Origin of the sequence: Burkholderia sp. EMB26 (assembly GCF_024730645.1) — a bacterium.
Classification (GTDB): domain Bacteria; phylum Pseudomonadota; class Gammaproteobacteria; order Burkholderiales; family Burkholderiaceae; genus Burkholderia; species Burkholderia cenocepacia.
The window spans coordinates 755,399-779,691 of the sequence record NZ_CP078071.1 but is presented as its reverse complement, the minus strand read 5'-3'; the positions used below and the strand labels follow the sequence as shown (position 1 = coordinate 779,691).

General features: G+C 69.3%; 18 protein-coding genes. 10 read left to right on the top strand and 8 right to left on the bottom strand.

The window, feature by feature from the left end; genetic code table 11:
• The first annotated feature begins 187 nt into the window (after positions 1-187).
• The 5 genes from KU887_RS20340 to KU887_RS20320 all read left to right on the top strand — a co-directional run bounded on the left by KU887_RS20340 (position 188) and on the right by KU887_RS20320 (position 9,139).
• The gene (locus KU887_RS20340) at positions 188-469 is read left to right on the top strand and encodes a hypothetical protein (protein WP_155296107.1); all 282 of its coding nucleotides are present in this window, start codon (positions 188-190) and stop codon (positions 467-469) included.
• 145 nt (positions 470-614) lie between these two features.
• Positions 615-1,940 carry an MFS transporter gene (locus tag KU887_RS20335; RefSeq protein WP_006494732.1) on the top strand — a complete coding sequence of 442 codons (1,326 nt, stop codon included), beginning with the start codon at positions 615-617 and terminating at the stop codon, positions 1,938-1,940.
• A gap of 21 nt (positions 1,941-1,961) precedes the next feature.
• Complete coding sequence (gene nirB, locus KU887_RS20330; RefSeq protein ID WP_059720804.1) at positions 1,962-4,559, top strand: nitrite reductase large subunit NirB; 2,598 nt, start codon at positions 1,962-1,964, stop codon at positions 4,557-4,559.
• 31 nt (positions 4,560-4,590) lie between these two features.
• Positions 4,591-4,935, top strand: a complete 345-nt coding sequence (gene nirD, locus KU887_RS20325) for a nitrite reductase small subunit NirD (protein ID WP_006488749.1) — start codon at positions 4,591-4,593, stop codon at positions 4,933-4,935.
• Between the two features lie 16 nt (positions 4,936-4,951).
• Positions 4,952-9,139, top strand: coding sequence for a bifunctional nitrate reductase/sulfite reductase flavoprotein subunit alpha (locus tag KU887_RS20320; RefSeq protein ID WP_258257597.1), 4,188 nt, complete (start codon positions 4,952-4,954; stop codon positions 9,137-9,139).
• A 56-nt stretch (positions 9,140-9,195) separates the two neighbouring features.
• Here the strand turns inward: KU887_RS20320 and KU887_RS20315 are convergent, their stop codons facing one another.
• The gene (locus tag KU887_RS20315; protein ID WP_258257595.1) at positions 9,196-9,972 is read right to left on the bottom strand and encodes an SDR family oxidoreductase; all 777 of its coding nucleotides are present in this window, start codon (positions 9,970-9,972) and stop codon (positions 9,196-9,198) included.
• A gap of 4 nt (positions 9,973-9,976) precedes the next feature.
• The gene (locus tag KU887_RS20310) at positions 9,977-10,414 is read right to left on the bottom strand and encodes a heme-binding protein (protein ID WP_258257594.1); all 438 of its coding nucleotides are present in this window, start codon (positions 10,412-10,414) and stop codon (positions 9,977-9,979) included.
• Positions 10,415-10,522: 108 nt separating this feature from the next.
• Here KU887_RS20310 and KU887_RS20305 point away from each other — a divergent pair, with 108 nt between their 5' ends.
• The 4 genes from KU887_RS20305 (at position 10,523) to KU887_RS20290 (ending at position 16,241) form a co-directional block, all read left to right on the top strand.
• Positions 10,523-11,437 carry a LysR family transcriptional regulator gene (locus KU887_RS20305; protein WP_006486000.1) on the top strand — a complete coding sequence of 305 codons (915 nt, stop codon included), beginning with the start codon at positions 10,523-10,525 and terminating at the stop codon, positions 11,435-11,437.
• An 81-nt stretch (positions 11,438-11,518) separates the two neighbouring features.
• Positions 11,519-11,953 carry a hypothetical protein gene (locus KU887_RS20300; RefSeq protein WP_006486003.1) on the top strand — a complete coding sequence of 145 codons (435 nt, stop codon included), beginning with the start codon at positions 11,519-11,521 and terminating at the stop codon, positions 11,951-11,953.
• 413 nt (positions 11,954-12,366) lie between these two features.
• On the top strand, positions 12,367-14,961 hold the full coding sequence (gene mprF / locus KU887_RS20295; RefSeq protein WP_048988129.1) for a bifunctional lysylphosphatidylglycerol flippase/synthetase MprF: 2,595 nt from the start codon (positions 12,367-12,369) through the stop codon (positions 14,959-14,961).
• On the top strand, positions 14,958-16,241 hold the full coding sequence (locus KU887_RS20290) for a virulence factor family protein (protein WP_258257588.1): 1,284 nt from the start codon (positions 14,958-14,960) through the stop codon (positions 16,239-16,241). The genes mprF and KU887_RS20290 overlap by 4 nt, the downstream gene beginning before the upstream one ends.
• Positions 16,242-16,324: 83 nt before the next feature.
• On the opposite strand, the gene KU887_RS20285 is transcribed toward KU887_RS20290, so the two are convergent.
• The 6 genes from KU887_RS20285 to uxuA form a co-directional block, all read right to left on the bottom strand.
• On the bottom strand, positions 16,325-16,762 hold the full coding sequence (locus KU887_RS20285) for a DUF934 domain-containing protein (protein WP_006486022.1): 438 nt from the start codon (positions 16,760-16,762) through the stop codon (positions 16,325-16,327).
• Positions 16,759-18,543: a nitrite/sulfite reductase gene (locus KU887_RS20280; protein WP_258257585.1), complete on the bottom strand. Its 1,785-nt coding sequence runs from the start codon at positions 18,541-18,543 to the stop codon at positions 16,759-16,761. Before KU887_RS20280 ends, KU887_RS20285 begins: the two co-directional genes overlap by 4 nt.
• 195 nt (positions 18,544-18,738) lie before the next feature.
• Positions 18,739-19,128: a hypothetical protein gene (locus KU887_RS20275; RefSeq protein ID WP_006486014.1), complete on the bottom strand. Its 390-nt coding sequence runs from the start codon at positions 19,126-19,128 to the stop codon at positions 18,739-18,741.
• A gap of 97 nt (positions 19,129-19,225) precedes the next feature.
• Positions 19,226-20,659, bottom strand: coding sequence for a PLP-dependent aminotransferase family protein (locus tag KU887_RS20270; protein ID WP_034202269.1), 1,434 nt, complete (start codon positions 20,657-20,659; stop codon positions 19,226-19,228).
• Between the two features lie 129 nt (positions 20,660-20,788).
• Complete coding sequence (locus KU887_RS20265; RefSeq protein WP_258257580.1) at positions 20,789-22,099, bottom strand: MFS transporter; 1,311 nt, start codon at positions 22,097-22,099, stop codon at positions 20,789-20,791.
• Between the two features lie 72 nt (positions 22,100-22,171).
• Positions 22,172-23,233, bottom strand: coding sequence for a mannonate dehydratase (uxuA, locus tag KU887_RS20260; protein ID WP_006494744.1), 1,062 nt, complete (start codon positions 23,231-23,233; stop codon positions 22,172-22,174).
• Positions 23,234-23,500: 267 nt separating this feature from the next.
• On the opposite strand from uxuA, the gene KU887_RS20255 reads away from it, so the two are divergent.
• The gene (locus KU887_RS20255) at positions 23,501-24,223 is read left to right on the top strand and encodes a FadR/GntR family transcriptional regulator (RefSeq protein ID WP_006486005.1); all 723 of its coding nucleotides are present in this window, start codon (positions 23,501-23,503) and stop codon (positions 24,221-24,223) included.
• Positions 24,224-24,293 lie beyond the last annotated feature (70 nt).

Below are 24,293 nucleotides of genomic sequence, written 5' to 3'. Positions count from 1 at the left end.
TTCGCGTTGTTGCTCGGCGGCGGCGGGCGGTCGAAACGCACCGGCATCCGGCCGTGCCGTGCACGGGGGGACGCCGTTGTCCGGAAAGGCTCGCCGTGAAGGGCGGGCCGGGTTTGCGGGGACTGTCCACCGGCGCCGTTGCCGGTGTAGTGAAGGTTCAGCAATATCCGGGCCAACCGGCGCGACGATGGCGCCTTTGCGCGACGCGGCGCACCGTGCGATGGCCGCGAGCGGGCATGTGCTCGCGACGCGCGAGCAGTCGCGATGCCGCATCGGCGTGCAGCGTGCCGCGCCCGCGCGCACCGCGATGCCGCACGACGACAGTGCTGCAGCGCACCACATCTGTGCCTCGGTGCATCGCGACGGAGAGCGCGTCGCGCGTCGCGGTGACGTGCCCGATACCCGCTGCGCCTTGTGCGGTGGGGTTTCCGGCGCGATTGACGCCGACATGGCACGTCGCTTGCGTTAGCTCGTTCGGGCGGGTCAATGGCGATCCGTCCGCAGTACCGAATACCGAAGCGCCCGGCAACGGGCTTCATGGGCAACGGCGTCCTACGTATCAGGTCTCGACGAGACCGGGTGCGCAGGACGCCGTTTTTCGTTTGGCGGATGACATGACCGACAAAGCTACCCGTATCGATCTCTTCAGCCTCCGCACCGCGCCGATGCGCGCGTTCCATCTGACGTGGATGGCGTTCTTCGTATGCTTCTTCGCGTGGTTCGCGTGCGCGCCGCTGATGCCGCTGATCGCGCGCGAATTCCATCTCACCGCGGCGCAAGTCGCCAACATCAACATCGCCGCGGTGGCCGCGACGATCGCCGTGCGGCTGCTGGTCGGCCCGCTGTGCGACCGCTTCGGCCCGCGCCGCGTGTATGCGGGCCTGCTGCTGCTCGGCGCGATCCCCGTGTTCGCCGTGTCGTTCACGCACGACTACCTGTGGTTCCTGATCTGCCGGCTCGGCATCGGCGCGATCGGCGCGGGCTTCGTGATCACGCAATACCACACGTCGGTGATGTTCGCGCCGAACGTGGTCGGCACCGCGAACGCGACGACGGCCGGCTGGGGCAATGCCGGCGCGGGCGCGACGCAGGCGCTGATGCCGCTGCTCGTTGCCGCGGGGCTGATGCTCGGCTTCGGCGAGGATGCGTCGTGGCGCATCGCGCTGGTCGTGCCGGGCGTGGCGATGCTCGTGATGGCGTGGGCGTACTGGCGCTTCACGCAGGACTGCCCGCAGGGCGATTTCGTCGCGCTGCGCAAGGAAGGCGTGACGATCGACAGCGGCAAGAAGGGCGGCTGGGCGAGCTTCTTCGCGGCGTGCGGCAACTATCGCGTGTGGATGCTGTTCGTCACGTACGGCGCGTGCTTCGGCGTCGAGGTGTTCATCCACAACATCGCCGCGCTGTACTACGTCGATCATTTCAAGCTGTCGTTGAAGGACGCCGGTTTCGCGGTCGGGATGTTCGGCTTGCTCGCGCTGTTCGCCCGCGCGCTCGGCGGCTGGCTGTCCGACAAGATCGCCGCGCGCCGCAGCCTCGACGTGCGCGCGACGCTGCTGTGCGCGCTGATCATCGGCGAAGGGCTCGGGCTGATCTGGTTCTCGCATGCGCAAGGCATCGGCATCGCGCTCGTCGCGATGCTGACTTTCGGCCTCTTCACGCACATGGCGTGCGGCGCGACCTACGCGCTGGTGCCGTTCATCGACCGCAAGGCGCTCGGCGGCGTCGCGGGGATCGTCGGTGCGGGCGGCAACGTCGGCGCGGTCGCCGCGGCTTTCCTGCTGAAGGGTGTCGGCGACGTCCAGCAGGCGCTGAGCCTGCTCGGCCTGGCGGTCACCGCGACCGCCTTGTGCGCGATGGCCGTGCGCTTCAGCGAAGAACACAAGGCGCGCGAAGCCGAGCTGCGCGATCGCGCGCTGGCCGCCGCCAACGCCGCGAACTGATCGACCGAAGGAACCGCCATCATGAAACTCATCGTCATCGGCCACGGCATGGTCGGCCACAAGCTTCTCGAATGCGTCGCAGCGGAGGCCGCCGCGGCCGGCGCGCCGCAGGTCACGGTGCTCGGCGAGGAACCGCGCGCGGCCTACGATCGCGTGCATCTGTCCGAATTCTTCGCGGGCAAGTCGGCGGACGATCTGTCGCTCGTCGAACCCGGCTTCTTCGAGCGTCATCCGCAGTTCGACCTGCGCCTGAACGCGCAGGTCGCGTCGATCGACCGCGCCGCGCATACGGTCACGCTCGTGTCGGGCGAAACGCTCGCGTACGACAAGCTGGTGCTCGCCACGGGCTCGCGTCCGTTCGTGCCGCCGGTGCCGGGCCGCGATCGCGCCGGCTGCTTCGTGTACCGGACGATCGAGGACCTTGAGGCGATGCAGGCGTGCGGCGCACACGCGAAGCGCGGCGTCGTGGTCGGCGGCGGCCTGCTCGGCCTCGAATGCGCGAAGGCGTTGCGCGACATGGGGCTCGACACGCACGTCGTCGAATTCGCGCCGCGCCTGATGGCCGTGCAGGTCGACGACGGCGGCGGCCGGATGCTGCGCGCGAAAATCGAGGCGCTCGGCGTGACCGTGCATACCGGCAAGAACACGCTCGAAATCGTCGACGGCGACGAAGGTACGCACCGGATGGCGTTCGCCGACGGCACGCATCTCGACACCGACATGATCGTGTTCTCGGCCGGTATCCGGCCCCGCGACGAACTCGCTCGCGCGTGCGGGCTCGACATCGGCCCGCGCGGCGGCGTCGCGATCGACGACGCGTGCCGCACGAGCGACGCCGACATCTACGCGATCGGCGAATGCGCGGCCTGGAACGGCATGGTGTACGGCCTCGTCGCGCCCGGCTACGACATGGCGCGCGTGGTTGCGAAGCAACTCGCGGGCGACGCCGACGAAGCGACGGCGGCCGCGTTCGCGGGCGCCGACATGAGCACCAAGCTGAAGCTGATGGGCGTCGACGTCGCGAGCATCGGCGACGCGCACGGCACGACGGCCGGCAGCCGCACCTACCAGTACGCGGACGAGCGCCGCCAGGTCTACAAGAAGCTGGTGGTGTCCGACTGCGGCAAGTTCCTGCACGGCGCGGTGATGGTTGGCGATGCGGCCGAGTACGGCACGCTGCTGCAGATGATGCTGAACCGCATCGAGTTGCCCGAATCGCCGGAATTCCTGATCCTGCCGTCGTCGGACGGCGCCGCGAAGCCGGCGATCGGCGTCGATGCGCTGCCGGAAGGCGCGCAAATCTGCTCGTGCAACAACGTGTCGAAGTCGCAGATCTGCGCGGCGGTGGCCGACGGCGCGACGAGCCTCGGCGCGCTGAAGACGTGCACGGGCGCCGGCACGTCGTGCGGCGGCTGCGTGCCGCTCGTCACGCAGATCATGAAGGCCGAGATGAAGAAGCAGGGCCTCGCGGTCAATAACCATCTGTGCGAGCACTTTCCGTATTCGCGCCAGGAGCTGTTCCACCTGATTCGCGTCGAGCGCATCACGACGTTCGACGCACTGCTGCACAAGCACGGCCGCGGGCTCGGCTGCGACGTGTGCAAGCCGGCCGTCGCGGGCATTCTCGCGTCGTGCTTCAACGAGTTCGTGCTGAAGAAGGAGCACGCGGGGCTGCAGGATTCGAACGACTACTACCTCGCGAACATCCAGCGCGACGGCACGTATTCGGTCGTGCCGCGCATGCCGGGCGGCGAAGTCACGCCGGAAGGGCTGATCGCGGTCGGCCAGGTCGCGAAGAAATACGGCCTGTACACGAAGATCACCGGCGGCCAGCGCGTCGACCTGTTCGGTGCGCGCGTCGAGCAACTGCCGTCGATCTGGGAGGAGCTGATCGCGGCCGGCTTCGAATCGGGTCACGCGTACGGCAAGGCGCTGCGCACCGTGAAATCGTGCGTCGGGTCGACGTGGTGCCGCTACGGCGTCGACGATTCGGTCGGCCTCGCGATCGATCTGGAGAACCGCTACAAGGGGCTGCGCGCGCCGCACAAGATCAAGTTCGGCGTGTCCGGCTGCACGCGCGAGTGCGCGGAAGCGCAGGGCAAGGACGTCGGCGTCATCGCGACCGAGAAAGGCTGGAACCTGTACGTGTGCGGCAACGGCGGGATGAAGCCGCGCCACGCGGAGCTGCTCGCGTCCGACCTCGATCGTGCGACGCTGGTCCGCTACATCGACCGCTTCCTGATGTTCTACGTGCGCACGGCGGATCGCCTGCAACGCACCAGTGTCTGGCGCGACAACCTCGAAGGCGGCCTCGACTACCTGGTCGACGTCGTCGTGCACGACAAGCTCGCGATCGCCGACGAACTCGAAGCCGACATGCAGCACGTGATCGACACCTACGAGTGCGAGTGGAAGAAGGCCGTCACCGATCCCGACACGCGCAAGCGCTTCCGCCACTTCGTGAACAGCGACGCGCCGGATACGACCATCGAGTTCGTCGAGACGCGCGGCCAGATCCGGCCCGCGACGCCCGGTGAGCGCGCGGGCGGCAAGCCCGTGCCGATCCCCGTCGTCGCCGCGGCGGCGACCCGAGCCGCGACCGAAACCGCCACCGCGTGACCGACATCCGCCACCTTGCAAGGAGCCCATCATGAACGATCGCCTTCCGCTGTCCTGGACCCGTGTATGCCCGCTCGACGACATCGTGCCGAACACCGGCGTGTGCGCGCTCGTCAACGGCGAGCAGATCGCGGTGTTTCACGTCGCGCATGCCGACGGCGGCGTGTTCGCGATCGACAACGTCGACCCCGTATCGCAGGCCGCCGTGATGTCGCGCGGACTGATCGGCAGCCTCGGCGAGCGCGTCGTGGTCGCGTCGCCGCTGTACAAGCAGCACTTCGACCTGCGTACCGGCGAATGCCTGGAAGCGCCCGAGCAGTCGGTGAACGCGTATCCGTCGCGGGTCGAGGACGGCTTCGTGTGGGTCGCGGCCTGACCGTCCCGGAGCGCCCATGACCGCGACCCCCGTCAAGAGCGTGTGCCCGTACTGCGGCGTCGGCTGCGGCATGGTGCTGCACGTCGAGGAGGGCGAAGTCGTCAAGGTGTCCGGCGACGCCGACCATCCGACCAACTTCGGGCGGCTGTGCACGAAAGGTTCGTCGGCGCACGTCGCGCTGCGCCGCTCGGGGCGGCTCGATCGCGCGTTCGTGCGCCGCGCGCGCGAGGACGACCTCGTGCCGCTGCCGGCGCGCGACGCGATCGCCGAGACCGCGCGCCGGCTGCGCGCGGTGCTCGATGCGCACGGGCCCGATGCGCTGTCGTTCTACGTGTCGGGGCAGTTGTCGATCGAGGCGCAATACCTCGTCAACAAGCTCGCGAAGGGCTTCGTCGGCACCAACAACATCGAGTCGAACTCGCGCCTGTGCATGGCGAGCGCGAGCACCGGCTACAAGCAGTCGCTCGGCGCGGACGGCCCGCCCGGGTCGTACCAGGATTTCGATCGCGCGAACCTGTTCTTCGTGATCGGCGCGAACATGGCCGACTGTCACCCGATCCTGTTCCTGCGGATGATGGATCGCGTGAAGGCCGGCGCGAAGCTGATCGTCGTCGATCCGCGCCGCACCGGCACCGCCGACAAGGCCGATCTGTTCCTGCAGATCCGGCCGGGAACTGATCTCGCGCTGGTCAACGGGCTGCTGCATCTGCTGCATGCGAGCGGCCGCACCGACGCCGCGTTCATCGACGCGTACACCGAAGGCTGGGACGCGATGCCCGCGTTCCTCGCCGACTACACGCCCGAGCGTGTCGCCGGGATCACCGGGCTCGCGGAAGCCGACATCCGCACGGCCGCGCAATGGATCGGCGACGCGCCGGAATGGACGAGCTGCTGGACGATGGGGCTCAACCAGAGCACGCACGGCGTGTGGAACACCAACGCGATCTGCAACCTGCATCTCGCGACCGGCAGGATCTGCCGCCCGGGCAGCGGGCCGTTCTCGCTGACCGGCCAGCCGAACGCGATGGGCGGGCGCGAGATGGGCTACATGGGGCCGGGGCTGCCGGGCCAGCGCTCGGTGGCGTCCGACGACGACCGCCGCTTCGTCGAGACCCTGTGGCGCGTGCCGGCCGGCACGCTGCGCAAGGACACCGGCAACGGCACGGTCGACCTGTTCGAACGGATGGCGGCCGGCGACATCAAGGCGTGCTGGATCGTCTGCACGAACCCGGTCGCGACCGTGCCGAACCGACGCACCGTGATCGCCGGGTTGCAGGCCGCGGAGCTCGTGATCGCGCAGGACGCGTTCCTCGACACTGAGACCAACCGCTACGCGGACATCCTGCTGCCCGGTGCGCTGTGGGCCGAGGGCGACGGCGTGATGATCAACTCCGAGCGCAACATGACGCTGATGCGCGCGGCGGTCGCGCCGCCCGGCGACGCGCTGCCCGACTGGCGCATCGTCGCCGAAGTCGCGCGCGCGATGGGGTTCGGCGACGCGTTCGACTATGCGTCGGCGGCCGACGTGTTCGACGAGATCGTCCGTTTCTCGAACCCCGCGACCGGCTACGACCTGCGCGGCGCGAGCCACGCGGCGCTGCGCGACGGGCCCGTGCAGTGGCCGGTCGCGCCGGGCACCGCGCGCGCGCGGCACCCGATCCGCTACCTGAACGACGGCGTGAACCAGCCGCTGCGCGCCGCAGCCGACGGCGGCGACGCCCCGCGCATCGCGTTCCCGACGCCGTCGGGCAAGGCGCGCTTTTTCGCGCGGCCGCACGTCGATCCGGCCGAGCTGCCGGACGACACGTTCCCGATCGTGCTGAACACCGGGCGGCTGCAGCATCAGTGGCACACGATGACGAAGACCGGCAAGGTCGCGATGCTGAACAAGCTCAACCCGCGCCCGTTCGTCGAACTGCACCCGGACGATGCGAGCGCGCTCGGCATCGCCGCGAAGGACAGCGTCGAGATCCGTTCGGCGCGCGGCCGCGCGGTGCTGCCGGCCGTCGTGACCGAGCGCGTGCGGCGCGGCAACTGTTTCGCGCCGATGCACTGGAACGACGTATACGGCGACGACCTGTGCATCAACGCGGTGACGAACGACGCGATCGACCCCGAATCGCAGCAACCCGAACTGAAATACTGCGCGGTCGCGCTGACGCGGGTCGAAGCCGATGCGTTCGCGCCGGTCGACGACGACACCGCGCAACCCGATGCAGGCGCCGACGACGCGCGGCCCGCGCCGGCGATGATGCACGCGACTGCTTCACAGGAATCCGACATGGCAGACATCGACACTTTCGCGGCCGCGCTCGGCGTCGCCGATCTCGCGCCGCCGCCGCTGACCGACACCGAGCGGCTGTACGTGGCGGGCCTCGTCAGCGGGCTGAAGGCGAGCGCTGGCCGTCGCGAAGGCAGCGTGCCCGTGCTGCCGGCCGGCGCGCCGTTGACGCCGCCCGTGCGGTTCTGGCTCGACGGCATGCTCGCGGGCCTGTTCAGCCGCGCGCTGCCTGCCGGTGCGCAGACCGGCGCGGCGCCCGCGCTGCCGGCCGACGCCGCCGCGGCGGGCGGCGTGCGGATCGTGCGCCCGCGCCCGAAGGTCACGTTGTTGTGGGCGTCGCAGACCGGCAACATCGAATCGTTGACCGAGGATTACGCGACGAAGCTGATGAACGCGGGCTTCGAGATCCGCACCGCGTGCATGTCCGACTATCCGGTCGCGTCGCTGGCCGGCGCGCAATACGTGCTGCTGATGACGAGCACGTTCGGCGACGGCGATGCGCCCGACAACGGCGGCGAGTTCTGGGACGCGCTGCAGGCCGGCAGCGCCGCGCGTCTCGACGGCGTGCATTTCGCGGTGCTCGCGTTCGGCGACCGCAACTACGACCGGTTCTGCGGCCACGGCCGCCGGCTCGACGCGCGGCTCGCGGAGCTCGGCGCGGCACGTCTGTGCGCCCGCGTCGATTGCGACGTCGAGTTCCAGCACGAGGCCGACCAGTGGCTCGAACGCGTGGTCGCGCGCATCAAGGAAGCCGATGCCGCGCTGCACGCGGTGCCGTCCGGCGGGTTGAGCCCGTCGGGGCTGCTGCCGACGAAGGCGCATCCCGCGCCGTCGAAGCTCGTCGCGAACCTGCGGCTGAACCGGCCGGGCGCCGCGAAGGACACGCGCTATGTGTCGCTGTCGACCCAGGGCGCGAACCTCGAATACGAAGCCGGCGACGCGCTCGGCGTGTGGCCCACCAACTGTCCGGAGCTGGTCGACGAACTGCTGTCCGTCACCGCGCTGAAGGCCGATGCGCCCGTGTCGGTGCCGGGCGTCGGCGATGTCCGGCTCGGCGATGCGCTCGCACGCCACTTCGACATCACGCGCCCGCATCCGGACACGCTGGCCTTCATCGCGTCGCGCAGCGCGAACGGCGCGCTGAAGTCGCTGCTCGGCGACGATCGCAAGGGCGACCTCAAGCAATGGCTGTGGGGGCAGCAGCTGGCGGACGTGCTGCACGAATATCCGATCGAGCTGTCGGGCGCCGAGCTGGTCGGCATGCTCAAGCGCATGCAGCCGCGCCTCTATTCGATCGCGTCGAGCCCGAGCGCGCACGAGGGCGAGATTCACCTGACCGTGTCGGCCGTGCGCTATCACAACGGCCGGCGCGCGCGCAAAGGCGTCGCGTCGACGTTCCTCGCCGATCGCGCGGACGACGGCCGCGTGCCGGTGTTCGTGCAGAAGTCCGCGCACTTCCGGCCGCCGGTGAACGGCGACGTGCCGATCGTGATGGTCGGCCCGGGCACCGGCGTCGCGCCGTTCCGCGGCTTCCTGCACGAGCGGCGGGCGCGCGGCGCGCGCGGGCGCAACTGGCTGTTCTTCGGCGAGCAGCACGCGCAGACCGACTTCTACTACGGCGACGAGCTGAGCGAGATGCGCGACAGCGGCTTCCTGACGCGGCTCGATCTCGCGTTCTCGCGTGACCAGGCCGACAAGGTCTACGTGCAGGACCGGATGCGCGAGCAGGGCGCCGAGCTGTTCGCGTGGCTGGAGGAAGGCGCGCACTTCTACGTGTGCGGCGACGCCGCGCGGATGGCCAAGGACGTCGATGCGGCGTTGAAGGCGATCGTCGCCCGGCACGGCGGCATGTCGGAGGACGCCGCGAACGACTACGTCGCGCGGCTTTCGAAGGCGCGGCGCTACATGCGCGACGTGTACTGAGAATCGCGCAATCGCGCGAGCGGCGGACGGTCGGTCCGCCGCTTCGCCGGCGGCGCTTACTGCTGCCGTTCCCAAGCACGCGCCTGCTCGGCGCGCACGAACGCTTCCGACGCCGCCGGCAGCAGGTTGCGGAACGCGCCGCCGTCGCCGTCGATCACGTCGACCATCTTTGCGATCATCTCCTCCGGGTCGTGCTGTTCGAGCGGGAACGTCAGCCGCTCGGGCGTCACGGTATGCACGGCAGGATCGTGCCAGCGCCGCGTCGTTTCCATCATCCGGTCGTTGAAGCCCGTGCGGTACGGGCCGGGGTTCACGACCGCGACGCGGATGCCGTGCGGCGCGAGTTCCGCGTGCATCGCCTCGGCCACCGATTCGATCGCGTGCTTCGACGCGCAGTACGCCCCCGTGAACGGCCCCGTGATCAGGCCCGCGATCGACGACACGAACACGATCTTGCCGTGCCGGCGCGCGAGCATCCCGCGCGCGATCTGCTGCGTGAGCGCGAGCGGCCCGAACACGTTCACGTCGAACAGCTCGCGGACGATCTCGACCGGCAGGTCGACCAGCGCGCCGGCTTCGCCGACCCCCGCGTTGTTCACGAGCACGTCGATGTCGAGCTCGGCCGCACGCGCGCGGTCGTGGGCCGACGTGACGTCGAGCCTGATCGCGCGCAGCGTGGTGCCGCGTTGCGCGGCGGCGGCCGCGACGTCGTCGATCTCGGCCGTGGCGCGTACGCCGGCCGTCACGTCGTGACCGCGCTCGGCGAGCCGCAGCGCGACTTCGCGGCCGAAGCCGGTGCCCGCGCCGGTGATGAGGATGTGTTTCTGTGCCATGTGCTTACCTTGTGGAGTGGAACGATGCCTGAAAAAGGTCGCGGCAGTGCTGCGCGATCGCGGTGTCTTCGTCGACGCTGCCGCCCGAGATGCCGATCGCGCCGACGCAGCGTCCGTCGCCGTCGACGAGCGGCTCGCCGCCGCCGAACGTGACGAGCCCGCCGTGACTGTGTTCGATGCCGCGCAGCGGGCCGTCGCCCGACATCGCGCCGAGCGCGCCGGTCGACGCGCGGAAGCGCACCGCCGTCAGCGCCTTGCGCTGCGCGAGATCGGTCGCGCCGAGAAAGCAGTCGTCGGTGCGCACGAACGCGAGCAGGTTCGCGCCGGCATCGACGATGGCGATCGCGACGCCGGCTACCTGCAGCGACGCGGCATGCGCGAGGGCCGCGTCGATCGTGCGGCGGGCAACGGCGAGCGGCAGCGCGGCGGTGAGCGGGTTCATGCGAAGGGCTCCGACAGGACGACAGCGCCAGTGTAGGCAGTGGCGGTATATGGGAGAATCCGCATTCCACTCGAAGCAGTTTCAAGTTTTTTTAATGATGGGCAAGCGATGAGCAGACGCGATCCGATGGCCGGCCTGCACGTGTTCATGACCGTCGCGACGGCCGGCAACTTCACGCGGGCCGCCGCCGCGCTGGGCCTGACGCCGGCCGCCGTCAGCCTGTCGATCGGGCAGCTCGAGGGCGAGCTCAACGTGAAGCTGTTCAACCGCAGCACGCGCGGCGTGAGTCTCACGGAAGCCGGCCAGCGTTACTGGCGGCAGACCGAGCCCGCGTACCGTCAGGTCATGCAGGCGCGTGACGCGCTGAAGGATGCGCGCAGCGAGCCGAGCGGGCTGTTGCGCGTGACCGCGCTGCCGCTCGCGCGCTTGCTCGTGATCGCGCCGGTGCTCGCCCCGTTTCGTGAGCGCTATCCGAAAGTCCGGCTCGAAATCCGCTACGAGAACGAACTCGTCGACATCGCAAAGGAGGGGTTCGATGCGGGCATTCGCCTCGCCGACCGGCTGCAGCCGGGCATGATCGGCGTGCGGATCGCGCCTGCGTTGACGTGTGCGCTGGTCGCGTCGCCCGGTTATCTGGCGCGGCACGGTGCGCCGGCGTCGATTGCGCAGCTCGAGCGTCACGCGTGCATCCGTTTCCGGTTCACGGAAAGCGGGCGGTTGCACAAATGGCTGCTGCACGACGGGCGACGCGACGTCGATCTCGACCCGGACGGCGTATTCGTGACGAACGATGCCGATGCGGTGATCGATGCAGCGCGCGCGGGCGTCGGCATTGCGTTCGCGTTCATGCGCGAGCGGATCGAGCAGGACCTGCGCGACGGCACGCTCGTCGAGGTGCTGCCCGGTACGTGCCGCACGCTGCCGCCGATGTGGCTGTATTACGTGAATCGCAAGCACGTGCCGGCCAAGCTGCGCGCGTTCATCGACGTGCTGCGCGAGCGCGCTGGCGCGGACGCGGCGTAGTCGCATCGGCGCGGCTCACTGCAGCGATCGATTCGCCGGCGCATGATGGCGACTCCCGCCACGACGCCATGGAGTTGCGTGATGACCGGATTTCCGCATTTTTCGATTCGAACCGGCGTGATTGCCGCAGCGTTGGCGGCCGCCGCGATTTCCAGCGCACCGGCCGTCGGCCAGACGTCGACGGTGCCGGCAGGATCGGCCGTCGCGACGCCCGACAACGCGGTCCTGCTGACCGTTTTCCTGAAACACGACGAATCGCGGCCGCTCGCCGAGCTGAATGCGCAGCTTGCGAAGCAGGGGTTCTACAAGGCGTTTCCGCCGCCGGGCGTCGAGGTGGTGAGCTGGACGGTGACGATGGGAATCGGGCAGATCGTCGTGCTGCGATTGCCGGCGGCGCGGCTGCGCGAGGTCAATCGCGTGCTGGAGGATACGGCGTGGGGGGTGTACCGGACGGAGTTCTATCCGACTTACGATTACAAGGCGATCGGGTTGGGGGAGCACGAGCGGGCGAAGTAAGGGAGGCCGGACGTTTCTGCGCGCACGCGGAGGTCCGAATCAATCTGCCCCCATTCCGGGAAAGCCTCGCGACACGACGCTTTCGTCCTCTTCGGCTGGCGTCGTGCCGGCAGATTCCTCCCAAATGCATCGCAAGTCATTCATCCGATGAAAAAACCGCCCCGGTTCCCGGTATGATGCGCACCTTGCGTTCGTAGGACGCACGGTTTCTTTATGCGTTTTGATGCGAGAGACACCACAAATCCGCACAAAGCCGACGTGAAAGATTCTGTAATATTAATTCCGTATACTCGTAAGTTCTGATCCAGGCGCCACGAGCCCGTCTTCGGCCGGACGCCCATGCAGAACAACCAGATACGTCGTCGCCGGCCAACCCGCGCCGCGACACGCTATGCACCACCACTGAACACGTTATGTCTTCCCGCCACTCTGGTTCGCCCGGCCGTGCCGCGGCGGTGATCGCCCGTGCCCGGGCGCTGATCCGCAACGAGCGCGTGCTGTCGCCGCTGCTCGCGCTCGGCATCGGCCTGCTGCTGATCGTGGTTTTCCAGCATCTGTCGGAATCCGTCGACTACCGGTCGGTGATCCGCCAGTTGCGTCACATGTCCGTCGCCGAGTGGGGCGCGTCGCTGGCCGCGACGGCCCTCAGCTATCTCGCGCTCGTCGCCCGCGATGCGGTCGGCCTGCGCTATGTCGCGGCCAAGGTGCCGCGCGTCGCGCTGTGGATCGGCGCGATTGCCGGTTCCGCGCTCGGCAATGCGACCGGCTTCGGCGCGTTGACGGGCGGCGCGGTGCGTGCGCGCGTGTACGGTGTGTCGGGCGTCACGCCGGCCCAGATCGGGCGGATGACGGTGTTCACCAGCGGCACGCTGGCGCTCGCGATGGTGTTGATGACGGCGGTCGGCATGGTCTGCGTGCCGGAGGCGCTCGCCGCAATGCTGCACGTCGGGCCCGGCGTGCTCACGTGGACGGGCGCCGCGTTGCTCGTCGCGCTCGCCGCGCTGGTCGCGCTGTGCGGCAACACCGCGCGCCCGGTCGTCACGCGCTTCAAATGGCTGTCGTTCGACGTGCCGGCGCGGCGCGATCTCGTCGCGCAGGTCGTCTATGCGGTGCTCGACGTGGTGGCCGCGGGCCTGACGCTGTGGGTGTTGCTGCCGGCAGCGCCGGTCGGCTTCCCGACCTTCATTACCGTTTATGCGGCCGCGTTGCTGCTCGGGATGATCGGCCATACGCCGGGCGGGATCGGCGTGTTCGAGGCGGCGATGGTCTTCACGCTCGGCCGCGAAGTGCCCGCGCACGCGATGGTCGCCGCGCTGATCGCGTATCGCGCGATCTATTTCGGCGTGCCGCTCGTGCTGTCGGCCGGCCTGCTGGCCGGCTTCGAGGGCCGCGCGCTGCGGCGCCGGCTCGTGACGCGGCAGGCCGTGCGCGTGTCGCAGCTCGCGCCGGTGTTCCTGAGCCTCGTGACGTTCGCGGTCGGCGGGATGCTGGTGATCTCGAGCGCGACGCCCGCGTTCTGGCACCGGATCGCGATCCTGCGCCACATCGTGCCGCTGTGGGTGCTCGAAGGCTCGCAGGTGATCTGCAGCGTGCTCGGCGTCGCGCTGCTGTTCGTTGCGCGCGGGCTGCTGCGCCGGCTCGACGGCGCGTGGTGGATGACCTTCGCGTTGACGCTCGCGAGCCTCGCGCTGTCGCTGGCCAAGGGCCTCGCGTTCGTCGAGGCCGGCGTGCTCGGCACGCTGCTCGTGCTTTTGCTCGTCAGCCGCCGCCGCTTCAATCGTCATTCGTCGCTGCTGGCCGAGCGCTTCACCGTCAGCTGGTTCGTGTCGGTCGCGATGGTGCTGATGCTGGCCGTGTGGGTGCTGTTCTTCGCGTTCCGCGACGTGCCTTACACGCGCGAGCTGTGGTCGCATTTCTCATTCGACGCGCGCGCGCCGCGGGCGCTGCGCGCGACGCTCGCGTCCGGCGTGTTCGTTGCGCTGTTCGCGCTGTGGCAATTGCTGCGCCCGGCGCCCGGCCGATTCGTGAAGCCCGCGGAGCAGGATCTGGTCGACGCGGAGCAGATCATCCGCGCGCAGGAATGCAGCGATGCGGGCCTGGCGTTGATGGGCGACAAGTCGTTCCTGTTCTCGGAGTCGCGGCGCGCGTTCCTGATGTACGCGAAGAACGGCCGCACGTGGGCCGCGCTGCACGACCCGGTCGGGCCGCGTGAAGAGTGGCCGGCGCTGATCAGCAAGTTCATTGCGCTCGCGCATGCGCACAGCGGCCGCGCGGCGTTCTACCAGGTGCGCGCGAACGCGCTGCCGCTGTATCTCGACGCGGGGCTCACGCTGATGAAGCTGGGCGAGGAAGCGCACATCGCGCTCGACCAGTTCGACCTGAAGGGATCGAACCGTTCGCATCTGCGCTATGCGCTGCGGCGCGGCGACAAGGATGCGCTGACGGTCGAGGTGATCGCGCCGGGCGACGTGCCGGCCGCGCTGCCGGCGCTGCGCGGCATCTCGGACGGCTGGCTCGACAGCCGCGATGCGCGCGAAAAGAGCTTCTCGGTGGCCGCGTTCCACGACGGCTATCTCGCGACGCAGTCGGTGATGCTGGTGCGGCAGGCCGACAAGCCGATCGCGTTCGTCACGTTCATGACGACCGACCTCAACACCGAGGCGACGGTCGGCGTGATGCGCCATCTGCCGGAGGCTTCGCCGTACGCGATGGAGTATCTGTTTACGCAGCTCGCGCTGCATCTGAAGGAAGCGGGGTTCCGCAAGCTGAGCCTGGGTATCGCGCCGTTCTCGGGGATGGGGGCGGCGAAGATGCCGTCGCCGTTCCACCGGCTCGGCCTGATGGTCTGGCGCTTCGGCGGCCGCTTCTACAACTTCCGCGGCTTGCGCGCTTTCAAGAGCAAGTTCGAACCGCACTGGGAGCCGCGTTATCTCGCGGCCTCGGGCTCGGTCGGCGTGTTCGTCACGCTGGCGGATCTGTCATTGCTGGCTGGAGGTCGGCGTTCATGATGTCGAAGAAGGGTATCGCGCGGGCGGCAGCCGCCTGCGCGGGAATGATGCTGGCCGGCGCCGCGTGCGCCACGCAGCCGGCCGCGGTGAAAGCCGAAACCGTGTCCGGCGGCCGCTACGGGCCCGTGACCGTGACCAGGCCGAGCGGGCCGCTGCGCGGGTTCGTCGTGCTGTTCTCGCGTGAGGGCGGCTGGCGGGCCGCCGATCAGCAGGCGGCCGACGCGCTCGCGAAAACCGGGGCGATGACGGTCGGCGTCGATTCCGCGCGTTACGCGGCGAATCTCGCCGCGAAGCAGGAGACTTGCCACCACCTCGACGGCGACGCCGAGGCGGTCAGCCATCAGCTCGAACGTCTCGCGCAGTCGTCGCGCTATTTCACGCCGATCGTCGCGGGCGTGGGTCAGGGCGGCGCGATCGCGAAGCAGATCCTCGCGATGGCGCCGGAGAACACGATCGCCGGCGTCGTCGCGGTCGGTCCGGCCGCGAAGCTCGATCCGCGCTTCAAGCCGTGCCCGCCCGATCCGACGATCGTGCGACGCGCGATGCCGGGCTTCGTCGAAACGGCTGCCGCGGGCGACACCGCGAAGCTCGTGTCGCTCGTCACGCCGCACCTGCGCGACACCACCGGCAGCAGCGACGAGCTCGACGTCTCCGACCTGCCGCTCGTCGAGCTGCCGGCCAAGGGTGGCAGCGACCGGCTCGCGATCGTGATTTCGGGCGACGGCGGCTGGCGCGATCTCGACAAGACGATCGCCGAGGCGCTGCAGCGCGACGGCGTGTCGGTGGTCGGCATCGACAGCCTGCGTTATTTCTGGAGCGAGAAGCCGCCCGCGCAGGTGAGCCGCGATCTGGCCCGCGTGATGCGCACCTACATGGCGCGCTGGCATGCCGGCCGCGTGGCGCTGGTCGGCTACTCGTTCGGCGCGGACGTGATGCCGTTCGCGTACAACCGGCTGCCGGCCGACCTGCGCGACAAGGTCGCGGTGGTGTCGCTGCTCGGCTTCGCGCCGTCGGCCGATTTCCAGATCCGCGTGACGGGCTGGCTCGGCATGCCCGCGAGCGACAAGGCGTTGAAGGTCGCGCCGGAAATCGCGAAGGTGCCGCCGGCGCTCGTGCAGTGCTTCTACGGTGCGGAAGAGACGGACACGATGTGTCCGGCGCTCGCGAACACGGGCGCCGACGTGATCAGGACGCAGGGCGATCACCACTTCGGCCGCGATTACATCGCGCTCGAGAAGAAGATCCTCGGCGGGTTCGGCAAGCCGGTGGCGGCGCGCTGAACATCGGCCGGCGCCCGCGTGACGGCAGGCGCCGGCCGGTTTGGTTCCGGTTCATCGGACGGGCGGCCAGCGAGCCGCCCGTTTCATTTTCCGGGCTGCGCCGCCGCGTCCCGCGGCGGCATGACCGTTCGCGCATCGCGCTGATAGAAGCCCGGAAACCGGTCGAGCTGCCGCCGTGCGACCGCGAGATCGGCGGCATCGCCGAGCACCGCGCTCGAAAACCCCGTGCGTTCCATCAGCAGCAACTGGTCGACCAGTACGTCGCCGGTCGCGCGCAGGTCGCCGGCGAAGCCGTAGCGCTTGCGCAGCAGGTAGGCCTGGCTGTATGCGCGGCCGTCGGTGAACGACGGAAACTGCAGGTCGATGCGCGTGGCGTGCGCGATGCGTGCGGCCAGCGGCGGCAGTTCCTCGTCGTTGCCGATCGTCAGTGTCGTCGCGTCGTGCTGCTGCGTGTCGTCTGCGTGCTCGGCCGGCGTCAGCAGCCGGATGCGTGCGGATGGGTTCGAGGTCTCGTGCTTCATGCCGGCTCTTCCTGATGACGTGCGGCGTTCGCGGCGGCCTTGAACGGTTCCGTGCCGATGCGGCGCACCGTGTCGACGAATCGTTCGCCGCGACCGTTCGCGTCGATGCGCGCGTCGAGATAGGCGTTGATGATCGCGTCGACGACATCGACGATCTCGTCCGCCGAAAACGACGGGCCGATCACCTTGCCCGGCCGCGCGGGGCCGCTCGCGCTCGAGCCGTCCGAGCCGCCGAGCGTGACCTGGTACCACTTCGCGCCGTCCTTGTCGACGCCGAGGATGCCGAGGTGGCCGCTGTGATGATGGCCGCACGAGTTGATGCAGCCGCTGATGTGCAGGTCGATGTCGCCGATGTCGTGCAGCAGGTCGAGATCGTCGAAGCGCTCGGCGATCGCGTCGGCGACCGGAATCGAGCGCGCGTTCGCGAGCGCGCAGAAATCGCCGCCCGGGCACGCGATCATGTCGGTCAGCAGCCCGACGTTCGCGCTCGCGAGCCCGATCGCGCGGGCGTTTTCCCACAGCAGGAACAGGTCGTCGACGTGCACCCACGGCAGCACGACGTTCTGCGTGTGCGTGACGCGGGCCTCGCCGGCCGAGAAGCGGTCGGCGAGCTCGGCGAGCGCGTCGAGCTGCTCCGGCGACGCATCGCCCGGTGCCTGCAGGCGGCGCTTGAACGACAGCGTGACGATGCGCAGCGCCGGGTCGCGGTGGTCGGCGACGTTGCGGGCGAGCCAGCGCGCGAACGCCGGATGACGGCTCGCCTGCGCGGCGACGCGCGCATTCGCGTCGGCGAGGTCGAGCGTGCGCGGCTTCAACCGCGGCGGCACGCACGACGCGGCGACGCGCTCGAATTCGGCCTGCGGGATCGTGTGCGGGCCGCCGTCGAGGTCGACGATCTGGCGGAACTCTTCCTCGACGTCGTCGATGTAGCGTTGCCCTTCGGTCTTCACGAGGATCTTGATCCGCGCCTTGTACTTGTTGTCGCGTCGCCCGTAGCGGTTGTACACGCGGACGATCGCCTCGATGTAGTTCATCACGTGCTGCCACGGCAGGAACGCGCGCAGCAGCGTCGCGATCATCGGCGTGCGGCCCATCCCGCCGCCGACGCTCACCCGAAAGCCGAGCGCGCCCGCGTCGTCGCGCACGAGCTTCAGCCCGACGTCGTGCCAGTCGGTCGCCGCGCGGTCCTCGGTCGCACCGGTGATCGCGATCTTGAACTTGCGCGGCAGGAACGCGAATTCGGGGTGCAGCGTCGTCCATTGACGCATCACCTCGGCGAACGGGCGCGGATCCGCGATCTCGTCTGGCGCGACGCCCGCGCGTTCGTCGCACGAAATGTTGCGGATGCAGTTGCCGCTGGTCTGGATGCCGTGCATGTCGACGGTCGCGAGCAGATCCATCACGTCGGCCGCCTTCGCGAGCGGAATCCAGTTGAACTGCACGTTGGTGCGGGTCGTGAAGTGCGCGCTGCGGGTCGGCAGGTGCAACGTGCCGAGCAAGGCCTGCGCGTCGCACGCGGCGCGGTAGGTGGCGTCGTCGGGCACGTCGTAGTCGCGCGCGATCCGCGCCAGCACGCGAAGCTGCGCGCTGGACAGCTCGCCGTACGGCACCGCGACGCGCAGCATCGGCGCGTGGCGCTGCACGTACCAGCCGTTCTGCAGGCGCAGCGGCCGGAACGCATCCTCGCCGAGGGTGCCTTGCTGCCAGCGTTCGAGCTGGTCGCGGAACTGGGCGGCGCGGCTGCGCACGAGCGCCCGGTCGAAATCGGTATATCGATACATGACGTGATACGCGAGAGGCGCCGCGGCGCAGGGCGCGCGGCGCGGCAGGGCGTTGCGACGGATGTCAGGCAACGGAAGACAGCGTAGGGAACGCGGTGCGGCGGGACAAGCAGCAGATCGGGACGGAAAAGGCGCAGCAGATGGCCGGCGGGGCGCCGGCGCAGGCCGGGCATGCGTGCATGCCCGTGAGCGCGGTCAGGCGTCGACGACGAGCGCCGGATCGAGCGCGCGGATGCGCTGGTCGATGAAGTAGCCGCCGCCTTCCTGGTAGCGCAGGAACAGGCGGCCGCACGGGCGGCAGCGGCTGACGGTGCAGCGGTTGTACGGGAAATGGCGCGGCGCGATCGGCGCGTCGTCCGATGCATAGTGCGTGCCGGCCGGATGATATTCCGCGTAGGTCGGCTCGGCATCGCCCGGCGGCATGAGCGTGGCCACTTCGAGCAGTTGCGTGTCCGGCAGCGACAGCGGCAGGGTCGTCCAGCCGGCGAGCGAGGTCTTGGTGCACGTGCACGGCTGCGTGACGTGCGCCGCTTCGGCCGTCAGTGTCAGCAGCGCGTCGTGATCGAGGTAAGGCAGTGGGCTCATGGGCAATCGTGAAGGGGCGGCAGGACCTGCAATGTAACCCGCGCGCGGATCGGCTGCATGGCCGCGACACCGGCAGCGCGGCGCGCTCCCTGCGCGCTCAGCCGGCCTTGCGGACCGACGGCTGCGCGACCAGTTCGCCGAGCACGCGGATCGCGCGCTCGATGTCGCGGCTCCACGGATGGCCGAAGTTCACGCGCACGCAGCGCTCGAAGCCGTGCGCGGCCGAAAACAGCGGACCCGGCGCGAAGCTGATGCCGCGTGCGATCGCCTCGCGATGCAGCGCCATCGCGTCGATCGCGTCGGGAAACGCGAGCCACAGGAAATACCCGCCTTCCGGCCGCACCCACTCGACGTCGGCCGGCAGCCAGCGCCGCAGCGCGTCGTCCATCCGGTCGAGCTGCGCGTGCAGCGCGCCGCGCAGCACGCGCAGGTGCCGGTCGTAGCCGCCGTGCTCGAGATAGTTCGCGATGCCGGCCTGCGCGGGAATGCTGGCCGACAGCGTCGTCATCAGCTTGAGCCGCTGCACTTTCTCCGCGAACCGGCCGGCGGCGGCCCAGCCGATCCGGTAGCCGGGCGCGAGCGTCTTCGAGAACGAGCTGCAGTGCATCACGAGGCCGTGACGGTCGAATGCGCGCGCGGGCAGCGGATAGTCCGGGCCGAAATGCAGTTCGCCGTAGACGTCGTCCTCGATCAGCGGCACGTTGCGCGCCGCGAGCAATTCGACGAGCGCGCGCTTTTTGTCGGCGGTCAGCGTGACGCCGGTCGGATTCTGGAAATTGGTCATGAACCAGCACGCGCGGATGTCGTGCCGGTCGAGCGCGTTCGCGAGCGCGGCGAGGTCGAGGCCAGTGCGCGGATCGACGGGAATCTCGACCGCGCGCAGGTCGAGCCGCTCGATCGCCTGCAGCGCCGCGTAGAAACCGGGCGCTTCGACGGCGACGACGTCGCCCGGCCGCGTGACCGCCATCAGGCACAGGTTCAGCGCTTCGAGTGCGCCGTTCGTGACGACGAGTTCGTCGATCGGCTGCGAGATGCCGGTGGCGAGATAGCGCCGCACGATCTGCTGGCGCAGCGCCTCGTTGCCGGGCGGGAGGTCGACGACCGTGCTCCACGGGCTCACGAGCCGCGTGGCCTGCGCGAGCGACTTCGCCAGACGCGGCAGCGGAAACAGCTGCGGCGCCGGGAACGCGGAACCGAGCGGCACGATGCCGGGCTGCGTGGCCGCATCGAGCACGGAGAACACGAGATTGCTGATGTCGACCTTGCGGGTTGCGTCGGTGCGGCGCGTACGGCGTTTCGTCGCCGGGCTCGCAGCCGGCTGCGCGCCCGGCGCGACGTAGTAGCCCGAGCGTTCGCGCGCGCGGATCAGCCCCCACTGTTCGAGCAGGTAATACGCGCGAAATACCGTCGACTGGCTCACGCCATGCTGCGCGATGATCTGTCGCAACGACGGCAGGCGCGTGCCGACGGCGAGGTTGCCGTTGCGGATGTCGTCGGCGATCGTATGGGCGAGGGTTTCGTAGCGTTTCATCGGCGTGGGCGGAGCGCTGCGTCGCCGCACGCGGGCCGGAGCGGCGCCGCGCCGGCGGGCGCGGCTCATTGTCCGATGCGCGGCCCGAAAAGGAAAGCGCGGGTGTTTCGGCCGCGCCGTCCCGCCGTGTCACGCCGCGTTCGGCTCGACATTCCGCCCGCTGCCGCCGCGACGCAGCGGCGGCAACGGCTCGACCTTGCCGACCACGAACAGGTACGACAGCGCCCCGACCACGCATAGCGCGCCGGCCACCGCGAGCGGCACCACGAACGAGCCTTTCGTGATCGACAGCATCACGCCGGTGAAGGTCGTGATGAAGATGCCCGCGAGATTGCCCGCGAAGTTCTGGATGCCGCCGAGCGACGCGACGTGCGCGGGCGTCGGCGCGACTTCGCCGACGAGCGTCCACACGTTGGCGCCGGCGAACGACAGGCTGGCATACGCGAGTGCGAACAGGCCGAGGCAGGCCCACACGTTTTCGACGAACGCGGACAGCGCGATCGACGACGACAGCAGCATGCCGAGCACGAGACAGGTCTTGCGCGCGGCGGTGGCGCTCCAGCCGCGGCGGAACAGGCTGTCCGACACGTAGCCGCCGAGCCAGCCGCCGGGAATCGCGAGCAGCGCGGGCAGCATGCCCCAGGTGCCGAGCGACGCGAGCGAGAAGCCGCGCGACTGCAGCAGGTAGCTCGGGAACCACGTGATGAAGAAATAGATCGCGAAGTTCAGGCAGAACAGGCCGATCATCATCCCCCACACGGTGCGGTAGCGGAACAGGTCGAGCCACGACACCGTCGGGCCGTCGGTTGCGGCCGCAACCATCGGCGCGCCGCGTTGCGCGAGCAGCGCATCGACGGCGTCCGGCGCGATCGCGCGATAGCGTTCCGGGTCGCGATAGACGAACCACCACGCCAGCGCCCACACGATGCCGATGCCGCCCGTGATCACGAACGACCCGCGCCAGCCGACGAGCGAGATCAGCCACGCGACGAGCGGCAGCGACAGCGCGGAGCCGACGCGCGAGCCGCTGTCGAAGATGCTGCTGGCGAGGCCGCGCTCGCTGCGCGGGAACCAGTTGAACGCGACCTTCGCGAACGACGGGATCGCGGCCGCTTCGCCGACGCCGAGCATCAGCCGCACGCCGACCAGTTGCGCGAGGCCGCGCGCGGCGCCGGTCGCGACGGTGAACACCGACCACCAGCCGACGGCCAGCGCGAGGCTCACGCGCACGCCGACCTTGTCGATGAACCAGCCGGCCGGTAACTGCAGGAACGCATAGGTCCAGAAGAACGCGCTCAGCACGAGCCCCATGCCGACCGCGTCGAGCCCGAGGTCGGCACGGATGCTGGGCGCCGCGATCGCGAGGTTCGCGCGGTCGATGAAGTTGATGACGTTGGCCAGAAAGCACATCAGGATCATGGCCCATCGGATGCGTGGCATGGCGGTGTCTCCGCGCGGAATGTCGTGGCGGGCGACCGGCGATCCGCTGCGCCGGCCGCCTCGAAAGGCGAATTACTGCGACGCTTGCGGCGCGCGGTCGAACTTCGCCAGCGCTTCCCACAGGCCGTTCAGGTAGACCGCGCCGAGCGCGCGGTCGTAGAGGCCGTAGCCGGGCTTGCCCGTCTCGCCCCAGATCATGCGGCCGTGGTCGGGGCGCACGTAGCCGGTGAAACCGGTGTCGTGGTACGCCTTCACGATCGCGGCGATGTCGAGCGAGCCGCAGCTCGACAGATGCGCGGTTTCCTCGAAATCGCCGTTCGCGTCGACCTTCACGTTGCGGATGTGCGCGAAATGGATGCGGCCCATCGCGCCGAACTCGCGCACGAGCGCTTCGACGTCGTTTTCGGGGCCGGCGCCGAGCGAGCCCGAGCACAGCGTCAACCCGTTCGCGGGCGAGTCGACGAGACGCACGATCCGCGCGAGATCGTCGCGGTTCTTCACGATGCGCGGCAGCCCGAAGATCGGGCGCGGCGGATCGTCGGGGTGGATCGCCATCTTCACGCCGGCTTCCTCGGCGACCGGAATGATCGCCTTCAGGAAGTATTCGAGGTTGGCCCACAGCGCGTTCTCGTCGACGTCGCGGTAGTCGGCGAGCAGCGCCTGCAACTGTTCGGGCCGGTAGCTGGAATCCCAGCCGGGCAGCGCGATGCCGTCGTTCGGATCGATCCGGTCGACCGCATCGGTGCTGAACGCGAGGCAGGTCGAGCCGTCGTCGAGCGTCTTCGACAGTTCGGTGCGCGTCCAGTCGAACACGGGCATGAAGTTGTAGCAGACGACGCGGATCCCGGCCGCGCCGAGATGGCGGATGGTCTGCCGGTAGTGGTCGATCAGGCGGTCGCGGCTCGGCTTGCCGAGCTTGATGTCCTCGTGCACCGGCACCGATTCGACGACGTCGAACTGCAGGCCGGCGCGTTCGATCGTCGCCTTCAGCGCTTCGATCTTGTGCGCGGGCCAGACTTCGCCCACCGGTTCGTCGTAGATCGCGGACACGATGTGCGTGACGCCGGGGATCTGGCGGATGTATTGCAGCGAGACCGGATCGGACTCGCCGTACCAACGGAAAGACATCTTCACTGGAGCGGCTCCTGGCTGGCGGTTCATGCGTTGGACGAGCGGGGCGGCAGCGTGCCGGGCCGTCGTCGGTGTGCGGATTATGATTGGTATGCCAGTTTTGAGGGATAGTGGTTTACCAGTTGTTCGGGAAAGCGTCGGCCTGTGTGACGTTTCCGAAAGCGTCAGGCGAGGCCGGCCAACGGGCGAGCCGGGGTGTCGCCAAATTGGTGTACCATTTTGTCGATCCGGCGCCGCAGCGGCGCCGGCCAGCCTGTTGCGAGCCTTCCGATGACCGATCTTTCCAGCCTGCCCGCCAGCCGCGACACCGATGCCGCGGACCGCTCCTATATCGGCCTTGCGCGGCAGATTCACGCGATGGTGGCCGCCGGCGCGTTCGAAGCCGGTGCGCGGTTGCCGTCGGAACGCAGCCTGGCCGACCAGTTCGGCGTAAGCCGCACGCAGGTGCGCGAGGCGATCATCGCGCTCGAGGTGCAGGGGATCGTCGAGGTGCGGATCGGCTCGGGCATCTACGTGTCGGCGGCCGATGCCGCGCGGCCGGTGACGTTCGAAGTCCCGCGCGGCCCCGGGCCGATCGAGACGCTGCGCGCGCGCGGGCTGATCGAGGCGGAAGTCGCGGCGCTCGCGGCGACCGAACGCAAGGATGCCGATCTCGACCGCCTGTTTTTCTCGCTGACGACGATGCGCGAGCAGATGAACGACAAGGCCGCCTACGACGCGGCCGATCGCCAGTTCCACTTGCGAATCGCGGAATCGACCGGCAACACGGTGCTGCTGCACATGGTCACGGCGATGTGGGATTGCGCGCGCAGCGATCCGCTGTGGGACAAGATCGAGGAGCACTTTCACTCGACCGCGCTGCGCGAAGCGTCGCAGGAAGATCACCAGCGGATCTTCGCGGCGATCATGGCGCGCGACGCGGACGGTGCGCGCGACGCGATGCGCGCGCACCTGTCGCGCGTGATCGCGGAATTCACGCAGGCCTGGCGCTGACGTTCGTCTTCGCGTATCCGCGCATGCGTGCATTCGCGCCGCGATGCAGGCCCCGGTAACTGCGTCGCAT

What these genes read in the sequence shown, in the direction of transcription:
- KU887_RS20290 (WP_258257588.1), top strand. Translation starts at nt 14,958, where the DNA reads ATGATGTCGAAGAAGGGTATCGCGCGGGCGGCAGCCGCCTGCGCGGGA.
- KU887_RS20265 (WP_258257580.1), bottom strand. Translation starts at nt 22,099, where the DNA reads ATGCCACGCATCCGATGGGCCATGATCCTGATGTGCTTTCTGGCCAAC.
- KU887_RS20285 (WP_006486022.1), bottom strand. Translation starts at nt 16,762, where the DNA reads ATGAAGCACGAGACCTCGAACCCATCCGCACGCATCCGGCTGCTGACG.
- KU887_RS20305 (WP_006486000.1), top strand. Translation starts at nt 10,523, where the DNA reads ATGAGCAGACGCGATCCGATGGCCGGCCTGCACGTGTTCATGACCGTC.
- KU887_RS20270 (WP_034202269.1), bottom strand. Translation starts at nt 20,659, where the DNA reads ATGAAACGCTACGAAACCCTCGCCCATACGATCGCCGACGACATCCGC.
- nirD (WP_006488749.1), top strand. Translation starts at nt 4,591, where the DNA reads ATGAACGATCGCCTTCCGCTGTCCTGGACCCGTGTATGCCCGCTCGAC.
- KU887_RS20275 (WP_006486014.1), bottom strand. Translation starts at nt 19,128, where the DNA reads ATGAGCCCACTGCCTTACCTCGATCACGACGCGCTGCTGACACTGACG.
- KU887_RS20340 (WP_155296107.1), top strand. Translation starts at nt 188, where the DNA reads ATGGCGCCTTTGCGCGACGCGGCGCACCGTGCGATGGCCGCGAGCGGG.
- KU887_RS20315 (WP_258257595.1), bottom strand. Translation starts at nt 9,972, where the DNA reads ATGGCACAGAAACACATCCTCATCACCGGCGCGGGCACCGGCTTCGGC.
- KU887_RS20300 (WP_006486003.1), top strand. Translation starts at nt 11,519, where the DNA reads ATGACCGGATTTCCGCATTTTTCGATTCGAACCGGCGTGATTGCCGCA.
- KU887_RS20310 (WP_258257594.1), bottom strand. Translation starts at nt 10,414, where the DNA reads ATGAACCCGCTCACCGCCGCGCTGCCGCTCGCCGTTGCCCGCCGCACG.
- KU887_RS20280 (WP_258257585.1), bottom strand. Translation starts at nt 18,543, where the DNA reads ATGTATCGATATACCGATTTCGACCGGGCGCTCGTGCGCAGCCGCGCC.
- mprF (WP_048988129.1), top strand. Translation starts at nt 12,367, where the DNA reads ATGTCTTCCCGCCACTCTGGTTCGCCCGGCCGTGCCGCGGCGGTGATC.
- KU887_RS20320 (WP_258257597.1), top strand. Translation starts at nt 4,952, where the DNA reads ATGACCGCGACCCCCGTCAAGAGCGTGTGCCCGTACTGCGGCGTCGGC.
- KU887_RS20255 (WP_006486005.1), top strand. Translation starts at nt 23,501, where the DNA reads ATGACCGATCTTTCCAGCCTGCCCGCCAGCCGCGACACCGATGCCGCG.
- nirB (WP_059720804.1), top strand. Translation starts at nt 1,962, where the DNA reads ATGAAACTCATCGTCATCGGCCACGGCATGGTCGGCCACAAGCTTCTC.
- KU887_RS20335 (WP_006494732.1), top strand. Translation starts at nt 615, where the DNA reads ATGACCGACAAAGCTACCCGTATCGATCTCTTCAGCCTCCGCACCGCG.